At 32.9% G+C, this 13,706-nt stretch carries 9 protein-coding genes; 7 read left to right on the forward strand and 2 right to left on the reverse strand.

Going from position 1 to position 13,706, the window contains the following annotated elements; all coding sequences use genetic code 11:
* Window positions 1-177 precede the first annotated feature (177 nt).
* From BC961_RS02185 to BC961_RS02195, 3 genes are all read left to right on the forward strand, one after another.
* The gene (locus tag BC961_RS02185; RefSeq protein WP_121924208.1) at window positions 178-3,192 is read left to right on the forward strand and encodes a tetratricopeptide repeat protein; all 3,015 of its coding nucleotides are present in this window, start codon (window positions 178-180) and stop codon (window positions 3,190-3,192) included.
* A gap of 75 nt (window positions 3,193-3,267) precedes the next feature.
* A complete protein-coding gene (locus BC961_RS02190) occupies window positions 3,268-4,131 on the forward strand; it encodes a PhzF family phenazine biosynthesis protein (protein ID WP_121924209.1) in 864 nt (287 codons plus the stop codon).
* A gap of 42 nt (window positions 4,132-4,173) precedes the next feature.
* Window positions 4,174-5,991, forward strand: a complete 1,818-nt coding sequence (locus BC961_RS02195) for a TonB-dependent receptor (RefSeq protein ID WP_245980787.1) — start codon at window positions 4,174-4,176, stop codon at window positions 5,989-5,991.
* A gap of 80 nt (window positions 5,992-6,071) precedes the next feature.
* Here the strand turns inward: BC961_RS02195 and BC961_RS02200 are convergent, their stop codons facing one another.
* Window positions 6,072-6,617: a DUF2911 domain-containing protein gene (locus BC961_RS02200; protein ID WP_121924211.1), complete on the reverse strand. Its 546-nt coding sequence runs from the start codon at window positions 6,615-6,617 to the stop codon at window positions 6,072-6,074.
* Window positions 6,618-6,839: 222 nt separating this feature from the next.
* Between BC961_RS02200 and BC961_RS02205 the strand changes: the two genes are divergently transcribed.
* The 4 genes from BC961_RS02205 to asnB (BC961_RS02220) all read left to right on the forward strand — a co-directional run bounded on the left by BC961_RS02205 (window position 6,840) and on the right by asnB (BC961_RS02220) (window position 12,822).
* On the forward strand, window positions 6,840-7,289 hold the full coding sequence (locus BC961_RS02205; RefSeq protein ID WP_121924212.1) for a hypothetical protein: 450 nt from the start codon (window positions 6,840-6,842) through the stop codon (window positions 7,287-7,289).
* A gap of 136 nt (window positions 7,290-7,425) precedes the next feature.
* Window positions 7,426-9,051, forward strand: a complete 1,626-nt coding sequence (locus BC961_RS02210; protein ID WP_121924213.1) for an amidohydrolase — start codon at window positions 7,426-7,428, stop codon at window positions 9,049-9,051.
* A gap of 187 nt (window positions 9,052-9,238) precedes the next feature.
* Entirely contained in the window at window positions 9,239-10,915 is a 1,677-nt protein-coding gene (asnB, locus tag BC961_RS02215; RefSeq protein ID WP_121924214.1) for an asparagine synthase B, read from the forward strand.
* A 290-nt stretch (window positions 10,916-11,205) separates the two neighbouring features.
* Window positions 11,206-12,822 (forward strand): asparagine synthase B, encoded by a 1,617-nt coding sequence (gene asnB, locus BC961_RS02220; protein WP_121924215.1) that lies wholly within the window; start codon window positions 11,206-11,208, stop codon window positions 12,820-12,822.
* 326 nt (window positions 12,823-13,148) lie between these two features.
* Here the strand turns inward: asnB (BC961_RS02220) and BC961_RS02225 are convergent, their stop codons facing one another.
* Entirely contained in the window at window positions 13,149-13,607 is a 459-nt protein-coding gene (locus tag BC961_RS02225; RefSeq protein ID WP_121924216.1) for an RNA methyltransferase, read from the reverse strand.
* Window positions 13,608-13,706: the final 99 nt, after the last annotated feature.

Below are 13,706 nucleotides of genomic sequence, written 5' to 3' on the forward strand. Positions count from 1 at the left end.
AAGAATTAGAAAAATAAAAAGTAATAATAGGTGGGCATGGTGTTTGATTCTAAGAACTATATATCATTATACTTATGAATCTAAATAGAATTACAAATTTTCATAATAAAAGTCAATTTTGATTCGTTATAGAGTACGGAATATAATATATTTGAATTATTAAAAAAACACACGACAATGCGTAAATTTTCCTGGGGATACTTCTTATCTTTTTTTCTTCTAACTGCTTTAGTTTCGGCACAAAAATCAACGATTTATACTAATGATTTAAAAGATTTCTACAGAGCAGTCTCGCTTTTTAAAGGGCAGCAATACGCATCGGCACAACTAATTTTTAATAAAATTAAAGAAAACGCTACCACTGAAGAGCTCAAATCTGATTGTGCGTATTATGCTGCAAATTGTGCCATAAGAACAAATCAAGCTAACGCGGATGAATTAATGGAAAAATTTGTTTCGGATTATCCAACTAGTGTAAAGCAAAATCAAGCCTATATCGAAGTAGCGCATTATCATTTTAATCAGGGGAACTACCCGCAAGCATTGCAATGGTTTGATAAAGTGGATGAAAGCAGTTTGAGTCGTGCTGATCAAGATCAATTTAACTTCCAAAAAGGATACAGCTTTTTTAATGCGCAAAAGAAAAAAGAAGCAACGACGTATTTCAACAGAGTTGTAAATTCAGCTGAATATGGATCACAAGCAAAATACTACTTAGGTTTCATGGCTTATGAAGGAGATGATTACAAGCAAGCTACAAAGTATTTTGATGAGGTTTCAGGTGAGGAAAAATATAAAGAGAAACTTTCGTATTATCAAGCTGACATGAATTTTAAGTTGGGTAATTTCCAAAAAGCAATTGATTTAGGCCAAAAAGCAATGGCAAAATCTAATGTCATGGAAAAGTCAGAACTGAGTAAGATAATTGGCGAAAGCTATTTCAATTTAAAAAAATACGATACAGCGATTCCATTCTTGGTGGCTTACAAAGGTAAAAAAGGAAGATGGAACAATACTGATTATTATCAATTGGGTTATGCTTACTATAAGCAAAAAGACTATGAAAACGCAATTTCTCAATTTAATAAAATAATTGGTGGTAAAGATTCTGTTGCGCAAAATGCATATTATCATTTAGGAGAAAGTTATTTGAATACAGATAAAAAGCAACAAGCTTTGAATGCTTTCAAAAATGCTTCTGAGATGGATTATGACTTAGCGATTCAAGAAGACGCAAGTTTAAACTATGCGAAATTAAGTTATGAATTAGGGAATTCTTACCAAAGCGTTCCTTCTATTTTACAGGGATTTTTAAATAAATATCCGAATAACGCAAGTCGTTCTGAAGTAGAAAAGTTAGTGATTGACTCTTATATTTCATCAAAAAATTACAAGGAAGCTTTAGTTTTATTGGAAAAAAACAAATCTCCTGAGAATAAGTTGGCCTATCAAAAAGTGTTATTTTATAGAGGATTAGAATTATACACAGATGGGAAATATGATGATGCCTTAAAAATGTTCACGAAAGCTACTACCGAACAAAAAGACGTAGTTTTTACAACCAGAGCAACGTTCTGGAAAGGAGAAGCAGAATATGTATTAGGTGATTTTAAGGAAGCGTTGTTGAGTTATAAGCAATTTACTGCTTCAAGTTCAGCTCCAAAAACACCAGAGTATAAAAATCATAACTACAATATTGCTTATTCTTATTTCAAATTAAAAGAGTACGATCAAGCGGGTAATTACTTTCAAAGTCAGATTGAAAAAGCAGCTTCTGATAAAGTTCGTTTAAATGATTCCTATTTACGATTAGCAGATTGTCGTTTTGTTACATCAAAATACAGTCAAGCGATTGATGCTTACAATAAAGTTATCGAGTCAAAAAGTGTTGACGCAGATTATGCTTATTTTCAAAAAGCAATTTCTTATGGATTTATGTCTAAAAACGATAAAAAGATAGATGAACTAAATTCTTTTATCCAGATGTATCCAAAATCAGAATATAGAGATGATGCGCTTTTTGAATTAGCAAATACCTACGTTGCTGATAACAAAAATGATTTAGCTATTAAAACGTATGAGCGTTTAAATGTTGAATATAAAAAGGGTTCATTTACTTCTCGCGCTACTTTGCGTCAAGGTTTAGTATATTATAACACTGATAAAACAGAGCAGGCTTTAGTTAAATTCAAGAAAGTGGCATCAGATTTCCCTAGAACTCCAGAAGCACTTGAAGCTGTAGCAACCGCAAGATTGATATATGTAGATGGCGGAAGAGTAGATGAATATGCAAGTTGGGTGCGCACTTTAGATTTTGTTGCTGTGACTGATGTCGAACTTGATAATGACACTTTTGAAGCGGCTGAAAAGCAATTTCAACAGAACAATTTAAAGCAAGCAATCTCTGGATTTAATAGTTACATCAACCAATTTCCTCGTGGTATTCATGCTTTAAAAGCAAATTATTATCTTGGTCAATCGTACTTTGCTGAAGGTTCTGAAAGCAAATCAATACCTAATTATGAATATGTGATTGCACAACCAAGTAGTGAATTCACAGAACAATCTTTATCACGATTAGCGCAGATATTTTTGAAGAATAAACAAACTGATAAAGCAATAACTGTTTTAGTTCGTTTAGAAAATGAAGCAGATGTCCCTCAGAATAAAACCTATGCGCAATCAAATTTGATGAAATCATACTACGACGTAAAAGATTATCAAAATGCAGTTGGTTACGCTGAAAAAGTTTTAACAAATGCAAAAGCGGATGACAAGGTTAAAAGTGATGCTCAAATTATAATAGCACGTGCTGCTCTTGAAAGTGGAGATGAAGCTAAAGCCAAAGTAGCTTATGCTAAAGTAATGGCAATTGCTAAAGGAGAATTAGCGGCTGAAGCTTTATTTTATGATGCATATTTTAAAAATAAAGAAGGCAATTTTGATGCGTCAAATACGGCAGTTCAAAAATTAGCTAAGAGCTATTCTAGTTATAAATATTTTGGAGCTAAAGGTTTAGTGGTAATGGCTAAAAATTATTATGGATTGAAAGATAGTTTTCAAGCTACTTACATTCTTGAAAATGTAATTAAAAACTTTACTGATTATCCAGAAGTCGTTTCAGAAGCTAAAACTGCATTAGAAAAAATAAAAATGGAAGAGTCAAAAACGAATTCATCGATAGGGAAATAATTCATTTGTAGCGATAGATTTTAAAAGAATAGTTCAATTTAATTTAGACGTAACTCTAGTCAAAATATTCCTAGAATGACAATACCTTTTTACATAGTTGATGTTTTTGCTGAAGAAAAATATAAGGGAAATCAATTAGCAGTTTTCCTCAATGCTGAGAATTTAAGCGATGCTCAAATGCTTGAAATTGCTCGAGAAACTAATTTTGCGGAGAGCACTTTTATTACGGCTATAGGAGCTCAAAGCGGAATTGTAACAATTAGGATTTTCACGCCACAGCATGAGATGCAATTTGCAGGTCATCCTATAATAGGGACTTCATGGTTGCTGATGAACAAAATATTAGATGATAGGCCGCAAGAAATCACTATTTTAGTTCCTGTTGGTGCTATTCCAGTGAGACAAGAAGATGATTTAGTGTGGTTACAGGCAGCGCAACCCAAATTTCTTGCCAGATATCCAGCAGCTGATTTTTTAAACTTTACTAATTTGAGTTTAGAGGATTTAGATACTGAATTTCCGATCCAAGAAGTTACAACGGGAAGTGCGTTTGTACTAGTTCCTGTTAAAAGTGTAAATGCTTTAAAAAATTTGGTGGTTAACCAAGATAAAATGGATCAATGGTTGCGTGAAAACTGTAATTCTGCGCATCGTGCATTTTACTTTTTTTGTTTAGAGGATGAAAATTGTACCAGCAGAATGCTGTGCATCGAGAATGGTAAACTTATAGAAGATCCAGCAACAGGAAGTGCTAGTTCTTGCTTACAGGCTTGTCTTTTGAAATATCACAAACCTGAAATTAAAATGATAAATTTTCAAGGAGATTTTATTAAAAGACCATCACAAATTCATTTTGAAGGCAGTCTAATTGATAATCATTATGATATTAAAATTGGTGGAAAGACAAAGTTCGTTGCAAGTGGACAATGGGAAGTTTAAACTAGAGTTCAAAAATACACTAAGAAATAAAATAAATAAAAGATGACATTTAAAGATTTGAATATTAAAATGGTACAAAGCAATACATCAAAATTCTCAAAGCCTTGTCTTTCAAGTAGCGTAGGAATCGGGATTTTATTTTTATTGATTTCGCAAGTTTCAATTGCGCAAAAGAAAGAGCAAATTGGAAATGAAACAGTAAATGTTATAAAACCTTATACACCAAAGATTTCGGATGCATCCAAAGTAAAAGAGGTCGCTGATTTAGATGATGAGGTTACTTCTAAAAAAGAGATTGTGAAATACACTATTTTCTCATTTCCAGTAGCATCGACATTTACACCTTCAAAAGGAAAAGCTGAAGGAGTTGAGAAAGAAAATCAAGCACAGTTATTTAAAAACTATGCAACTTTAGGAGTTGGTAATTACGGAACATTTATAGGTGAGCTTTTTGTTAATCACGATTTGAACGATACAGATTACGTTGGTGGAATGTTTCGCCATCATTCTTCACAAGGCGGAATAAAGGAAGTAATCTTAGACAATAAATTCTACGATACCTCTCTGAATTTAATGTACGGTTCAAATCAGAAAAATATATCTTGGAACGTAGATTTAGGGTTGCAAAATCAAATCTATAATTGGTACGGTTTACCTACTGATTTTGCAAGTACACTTTCTCCTCAAGATGGCGTAAGTTTAATTAAAGGTATTGACCCAAAACAGTCGTATAACACAATATCATTTGGTGGAAATGTCGCTTTTAGCGAAAGTATCGTAAATAAGATAAATTTAAAATTTAGTCATTTTACGGATATTTATAATTCTTCGGAAAATCGATTTTATATAAAACCAACTGTAGAATTTGACGTAATGGACAGTGCTGTAAAAACAGATTTACTTATTGACTATGTTGGTGGTACATTCGAAAAAAATTACTTAAATAACATGCAGCCTTTAAAATATGGTTTTACAAATTTTGGGGTTTCACCTAGTTTTGTGATGTTAAAAGATGATTGGACTTTAAACATTGGTGCATCAGTTATCTACAGTTTAGATAATGAAAACAATAATAACAAATTTTTTATCTATCCAAAATTTAATGCATCTTATAAGGTTGTTGGAGATTTAATGATTTTTTATGCTGGTGTAGAAGGAGATTTAAAACAGAATTCTTACCAAAATTTTGTTGATGACAATTCTTTTTTATCACCGTCTTTATTTATAACTCCTACAGATCAGCAGTATGATATATTTGCAGGATTGAAAGGGAAATTAAGTAGTAATTTGAGTTATAACATTAGAGGTTCTTATTTAAACGAAAGAAATAAAGCTTTGTTTAGAAGTAACGATTACAATGAGAGAAGTGGCAATGAAAACTATGAATACGGAAACTCTTTTCAAGTTGTTTATGATGATATGAGAACGCTTCGCTTTTATGGGGAACTAAAAGCTGATTTCTCAGATAATGTGACTTTTGGTATTGATGGGAGTTTTAGTAGTTTCAAAAATGATTTTCAAAGTGAAGCGTGGAACTTGCCAGCTATCAAAGTAAATACAAGTCTTGATTTTAATATTACAGAGAAGTGGTTTGCTGGTGCAAATTTATTTTATATAGGCGAAAGAAAAGATTATAAAACAAATACTGATTTAGTTTACGTTGTTGCTCCTAGTCAAAATCCTATCACATTAAAGTCTTACTTTGATATCAACGCAAATGTTGGTTACAATTACAGCGATAGATTGACTGCATTTGTTAGAGCTAACAATATTGCTAATAATGGATATCAAAAATGGTTGAACTATCCAGTACAAAGTTTCCAACTGCTTTTAGGTGCAAATTATAAATTTGATTTTTAGATATTAAACTAACTTTCAAACATAAAAAAAGCAGGCTACTTAAATAAGTAGCCTGCTTTTTTTATGATCAGAATAATTTTTTATTTAGTAAAAGGAACTGCGATTCTAACTTTATCCCATCCCATGTTAAGCACAACGCCGTTATCAGCTTTAGTGAAAACCATTGAGAGTGCATCTAGAGAAGTATCGCCTGTAGTTACAGGAACTGTTATTCTTGTAACATCATTTTTATCATTGTAAGTATATGCTCCCCAAACATTTCTATCTTTATTTATGATAATGGTCCATTCTTTTTCACCAGGAATTGTATATAAGGTGTAAACTCCCTTTTCAATCTTAGTTTTACCTAAGTAAGAATCAGTGAAAAAAGTTATTTCAGCTGCTTCATTAGCTCCAGTTCTCCATACTTTTCCATTTGGTGCAAGTTCGCTAATAGCACGTCCTTTTAATTGAGGTCTGCTATAGATAATTCGTGCTGTTTTATTAGAATCTTTATAATCATTAGGGTACCAAGCAGCATCCAATGGACTTTTATCTAAATCTGGGAATTTTTGTGCGTGTATATCATTAGATAATAGCATAACAAGTGCACAGATTCCTGTGGCTAGAAATGTAGATTTTCTCATAGTTTTTAGTAATAATTAAATGTTTAAAATTCAATTGTAATTCGTAAAGTTAGAAATTCCTTCCGAAGTTTCATAGTGATTGCAATATGGTTTAGGAATAAATCGCAGATTCCCATTTTAAATTTTAACTTTGGTCGTTCTTACAATTATAAAGATTCGCTTTTTCACTTATGTCAAACTGTATTTTTTACAATTGTCTAACATATATCAAAATCTATAAAAATGACTTTTAAGCAAAAAATATATACCTATTATCTTCAGTTGGTCCAAGATAAAATCGATGTTTTTAGAGATATGATTTCGGCTTTGACGGAAGATTCGAAGAACGATGCTAAAGGCTCTGCAGGTGATAAACACGAAACGGCTTTGTCAATGATGCACATTGAGCAAGAGAAACTCAATCGCAAACTAAGAGAAGTATTAGACCAAAAGATAATTTTGGATAAAATTGAGGCAACTGCAATTACAGAAACTATAATTTTAGGTAGTTTGATCAAGGCTAACGGCATATTTTTATATCTAAGTGTTGCATTACCAAAAGTCGCAATTGAAGGAATCAATGTCATTGCTCTTTCCCCTCAATCACCTTTAGGAAATAAATTAATGGGAATGAAAGTGGGTCACAGTTTCGAAATTAATACCACCAAATATATCATTGAAGAGGTTTATTGATAGAATACGTACTAAATCAGTTTTAGCATTACTCTTTCTTTTCTACTTTAAAGAGAAAAATTAATAAAACTGAAGTTCAACATATCATTTTAACTACTACTAAATCAAACAATTCTAACTACTAAATACAAACTACATGAAACAAATCTCTTTACTTCTTTCTTTTTTATTATTACTGTCTTGTAACCAAAGCAATAAGACTGCAGTGGATACAATTGTTACTGACGCAACGATTTATCAGGTTGATGATTCTTTTGGGACTGCTTCTGCGATGGCAATTAGCAATGGTAAAATTCTAGCCATTGGAACAAATGAAGAAATAACAAAAAAGTATGAATCAAAAAACACAATAGACGGTAAAGGAAAGTTTATTTATCCAGGTCTAATTGATGCCCATTGTCATTTTTACGGTTATGGCTTGAATTTGCAAGAAGTCGATCTGCGTGGAACTAATAGCATGAAAGAAGTAATTGAGCGTGTTAAAGCGTTTCAGATAGAAAAAAATCCTGAATTTATTGTTGGTAATGGTTGGGACCAAAATGATTGGGAGGTAAAAAAATATCCTACTAAAGAAGATTTAGATGCTGAATTTCCAAATATTCCTGTTGTTTTAAATCGAATAGATGGTCACGCAATGATTGTAAATAGCAAAGCTTTGTCGTTAGCAGGGATAACTAGCAAATCTGACGCTACAGGAGGTCAAATCGAATTAGCAAATGGGCAACCAACTGGAATTTTGATTGATAACCCAATGCGATTAATTAGTAAAATTATTCCAGCACCAAACCGTAAAACACAAATCGCTGCATTAGTTGATGCACAAAAAACGATGTTTGAATACGGATTAACAACAGTGAATGACGCTGGTTTATCGCCTGATGTAATTCAATTGATTGATAGTTTGCAAAAAGCGAAAATCTTAAGTATAAATGTTTACGCAATGATATCGGCGAGTCAGAAAAACGTGGATTTGTATTTAAAAAAGGGGATTTATAAAACTAATGCCTTAAATGTGCGTTCCTTCAAACTTTTTGGTGATGGAGCTTTAGGTTCTCGTGGAGCATGTATGCATGACGAGTATTCTGATATGGCAAAACAACATGGCGCTTTAAGATCTTCGCCACAAGAATTAAAGTCTATTGCAAAGCAAATTGCAGCTTCTAACTTTCAGCTCAATTCACACGCTATTGGTGATTCAGCTAATACCGTTTTACTGAAAATTTATAAAGAAGTTTTAACCGGTAAAAAAGATCGCAGGTGGAAAATCGAACATGCTCAAGTAATTAGAGAGCAGGATTTTGATTATTTTAAATTGGGTATCATTCCGTCGGTACAGCCTACTCACGCTACATCTGATATGTATTGGGCAGGAGAACGATTAGGGAAAGAGAGATTGAAAAATTCATATGCTTATAAAAAGCTACTTCAAAAAGCAGGAATGGTAGCTCTAGGAACTGATTTTCCTATTGAGGAAGTAAATCCTATGTTGACTTTTCATTCTGCTGTTGCGAGAAAAGACAGTAAAAATTTTCCAAAAGGCGGATTTCAAATGGAAAATGCGCTAAGCAGAGAAGAAACATTGAAAGGAATGACGATTTGGGCTGCCTATTCTAATTTTGAAGAAAAAGAAAAGGGAAGTTTAGAAGTTGGAAAATGGGCTGATTTCGTAATATTCGATCAGGATTTGATGAAAATAAAAGAAGAAGAAATTGTCAAAATGACTGCTGCTGCCACTTTTTTAAAAGGCGCTAAGGTGAAATGAGACGCAGTAAAAAAATAAGAGAATGTAATTTTTAAATATATTTTTTATCTTAAAATTTACATTTGGTTACTATAATGGCTATTTTGGTTTATATTTATAACCAAAATAGCCATTTGTGTTTTGTATTTATAACTACTAACGCATCTTTGCCTTGTCAATATAAAGAAAATATTTAAAATATATAGTTATGTGCGGAATAGTATGTGCCTTCGAATTAAAACAAAGTTCTGAAACTTTAAGACCACAAGTCTTGGAAATGTCTAAAATTATTCGTCATCGCGGTCCAGACTGGAGTGGAATTTTCAGTAACGAAAAAGCAATTTTATCTCACGAAAGATTAGCGATTGTGGATCCAGCTTCTGGAAAGCAGCCGTTATTAAGCGAAGACGGAAAGTTAGTTTTAGCAGCTAATGGCGAGATTTATAATCATAGAGAACTTCGTAAGCAATTTGAAGGGAGATACAACTTTCAAACAGAGAGTGACTGTGAAGTTATTTTAGCGCTTTATAAAGAAAAAGGTCCTCATTTCATTGATGAAATGAACGGAATTTTTGGATTTGCTATTTATGATGTTGATAAAGACGAGTATTTTGTAGCGCGAGATCATATGGGAATTATTCCATTATACATAGGTTGGGACCAACATGGAACTTTTTATGTAGCTTCAGAATTGAAAGCGCTAGAAGGCTACTGTACTAAAATAGAATTATTTCCTCCGGGGCATTATATGTCAAGTAAAGATGGAGAATTTGTGCAATGGTACAAGAGAGAATGGACAGATTACGATGCGGTGAAAGACAACGAAACTAACATTGCAGAAATTAAAGTAGCGCTGGAAGCTGCTGTTCATAGACAATTGATGAGTGATGTTCCTTATGGAGTTTTACTTTCAGGAGGTTTAGATTCATCAATTACTTCGGCTGTAGCCAAAAAATATGCTCAAAAACGTATTGAGTCAGGTGATGTAGCCGATGCTTGGTATCCACAATTACACTCTTTTTCAGTTGGACTAGATGGTTCTCCTGATTTAGCTGCAGCGCAAATCGTAGCTGATCATATTGGGACTATTCACCACGAAATTAAATTTACTATTCAAGAAGGTTTAGATGCCATTCGCGATGTGATTTACAACTTAGAAACCTATGATGTTACAACAGTTAGAGCATCAACACCTATGTGGTTAATGGCGCGAGTTATTAAGTCAATGGGTATTAAAATGGTGCTTTCAGGTGAAGGAGCAGATGAGTTGTTTGGAGGTTATCTTTATTTCCATAAAGCGCCAAATGCAAGAGAGTTTCATGAAGAAAATGTTAGAAAATTAGGAAAATTGCACATGTACGACTGCTTGCGAGCAAACAAAAGTTTAGCGGCGTGGGGAATTGAAGGTCGTGTTCCATTTTTAGATAAAGAATTTATGGATGTTGCGATGCGCATTAATCCTCAAGATAAAATGATCAACGCAGAGCATCCGATGGAAAAATGGGTGGTTCGTAAGGCTTTTGAAGATATGTTGCCGCCAAGTGTCGCTTGGAGACAAAAAGAGCAATTTAGCGATGGAGTAGGTTACAGCTGGATTGACACTTTAAAAGAAGTGGTCGCTAAAGAAGTTTCTGATGAGCAGTTAGCTAATGCGAAATATAAATTCCCATTGCAAACGCCAACATCTAAAGAAGAATATTATTACCGCTCTATTTTTACAGAACATTTTCCAAGTGATGCAGCTGCTCTGTGTGTTCCTCAAGAAGCTAGTGTTGCTTGTAGTACAAAAATCGCATTAGAATGGGATGAAGCATTCAAAAACATGAATGATCCTTCCGGTAGAGCTGTGGCTAGTGTTCACGATGATGCTTACGCAAAAGTTTAAAAAATTTTCAACAAATTATAAACGCCTCCATTATTCGTAGGCGTTTTTATATTTATATCTATTTCGAAATGACAAAGAAATTTTAAACTTAATTTAGGTGGTGTACTTTTTAGCCACCTTATAACTCACTACCAAATTATAAATGTATTAGTGAAAATTTAAATCTATAACTAAAACTAGATATTTAGTAACAATTTATAAGTAAATAATGATTTTGTATTTTGTTTTAAAAGTCAATCGCTCATATTTGTATTATGTAAATTACAGTAAGGATTTAAAAAAGAATATTTATGTGTGGAATATTAGCGATCATTGGAAAAGGGAAAGATGGAGAACTTGTTAGAGAGCTTTCAAAGAGAATGTCTCATCGTGGACCAGATGAAAGTGATATTCATGTTACAGAGAACGGACATATTTTAAGTCATGAAAGATTATCAATTATCGATTTACATTCTGGGAAGAAACCTATTCAAGGTTCTAAAACTGCATATATGGTTCACAACGGTGAGATTTATAATCATCAGGAATTAAGAGATGGTATTTTAAAAGAACACACATTTAGAACCAAGTCCGACTCTGAAGTTATTGTTCATTTATATGAGGAATTTGGTTACGATTTCTGCAATATGCTTGACGGAGATTGGGCTTTTGTTGTTGTAGATGGAAATGATTTTATTGCCGGTAGAGATCCAATGGGCGTAAAACCTTTATATTATGGATTAGATGAAAGAGGAAGAATTTACTTTTCTTCAGAAATGAAACCTATCGCAGATCAGTGCAAAACTTTTTCTACTTTTCCACCAGGACATTATTACACCCAAAAAACAGGTTTTGTCAAATACTACAAACCAGAATACGAAAATCACTTAAAAGCAGATCAGGAATTAGATTTGGATTTAATTAGAAAAACTTTAACTGAAGCCACTAGAAAACGATTAATGAGTGACGTGCCTATTGGAGTTTTACTTTCAGGAGGATTAGATTCGTCGTTGACCTCTGCAATTGCTTCTCGTTTATTGGCGGAAAGCGGTAAAAAATTACATTCATTTTCTATAGGATTAAATGCTGATGCGCCTGATGCTAAAGCAGCAAGGCAAGTAGCTGATTTTTTAGGTACAGAACATCATGAAATTTATTTTACTGTTGACCAAGGAATTACAATATTAGATAAATTAATTTGGCATCTCGAAACGTATGATGTAACATCGATTAGAGCAAGTACACCTATGTATTTTTTGTCAAAAGCAATAACGGATTTGGGAGTTAAAGTAGTTCTTTCAGGTGAGGGAGCTGACGAAATCTTTGGAGGTTACTTATATTTTAGAAATGCACCATCTGCCGAAGAATTCCAAAAAGAAACAATCGAGAGAGTACAAAAACTTTTTACCGCTGATTTACTTAGAGCTGACAAATCAACAATGGCTCACGGATTAGAAGCTAGAGTGCCATTTTTAGACAAAGAATTCTTAGATTTAGCAATTCGTATCAAAGCAGATGAAAAAATGCCTAAAACTTATGATGGGAAAGAAAAATATATATTGAGAAAAGCCTTTGACACTCCTAATGATCCTTATTTACCTGATGAGATTTTATGGAGACAAAAAGAACAATTTTCTGATGGAGTAGGGTACAGTTGGATCGATGAGTTAATCGAGTATTGCTCTTCGCAAGTTACTGATGAGCAGTTAGAAGGTGCCACCAAGGAATTTTTATATAACGCACCTACAACTAAAGAAGCCTACTTATATCGATCTATTTTTAATAAGCATTTCCCGCAAGTGAGCGCTGCTCAAACAGTGAGGAAATGGATTCCTAAATGGCAAGAAAATCAAGATCCAAGCGGAAGAGCAAATGCTGCACATGTAAAAGCAGATGCTGCAATTGCTAAAAAAGCAAATGCTGTATAAAGTACTATTTTGTTTAATCATTATTTTTTGAATAATACGATTTTTAAACAAAATCTCTAGTTAATATCTATTGCTCTATTCACCTGTGTAAGTTTTTGTAAAATCGATTTTATGCGACTAATTTTTGTAGACGAACTTTAATAAAAATTTTAGAATTATAATTAGTGTGAAACCATTGAATAATATGACTTTTTACTTTTAAAAAGTCGCGCTTGGAACCTAGGTATTTAGTAATGAAATTTGTTTTAGAACAGACAAATTCACTTTGTTTAGGAGATAAATGCAGTATAAATTGATCTCAGTATTACAAAAAAAAAGCTATTTTATTACGACCTCGGTTTATTTAATCCTCTATCATATAGCACGATAGTTCCAGCAACCGAAACATTTAAGCTTTTTTCTGATTTGAATTTTACTAAAAAATGGCATTTTTCAATTGCCTGTTTAGTAAGTCCGTTATCTTCAGCGCCTAATAAATAAACACATCTTCGTGGATGTTCGAAAGCTTCTAAGTCTTCTGCATTTTCATCCAATTCAACGCCAACTAATCGCGCGCCTTTTGGTAAATTTTTATAGAAATCTTCAAAATTTTCATAGTGGAAATACGGCATAGATTTTACAGCATTATGCGTATCACAAGCTTGTTTTGCGTATCGATTTCCGATTGTGAAAATATAACTAGCACCTAAGTTTTGCGCAGAGCGCCATAAAACGCCCAGATTTTCAGGTGTTTTACCATTTTGTATTCCGATACCGAAATATTCAGTCGTGAAGTTATCGTTCATACTACAAAAATACAAACAGTTATTTATAATAGCAAAATTTTAATTTTACTAAAAAGTTTAAATTATTAGCGTTTTTAATAGTTTGAAATGGGAAAATGT

The organism is Flavobacterium weaverense (assembly GCF_003688495.1).
Taxonomy (GTDB): Bacteria; Bacteroidota; Bacteroidia; order Flavobacteriales; family Flavobacteriaceae; genus Flavobacterium; species Flavobacterium weaverense.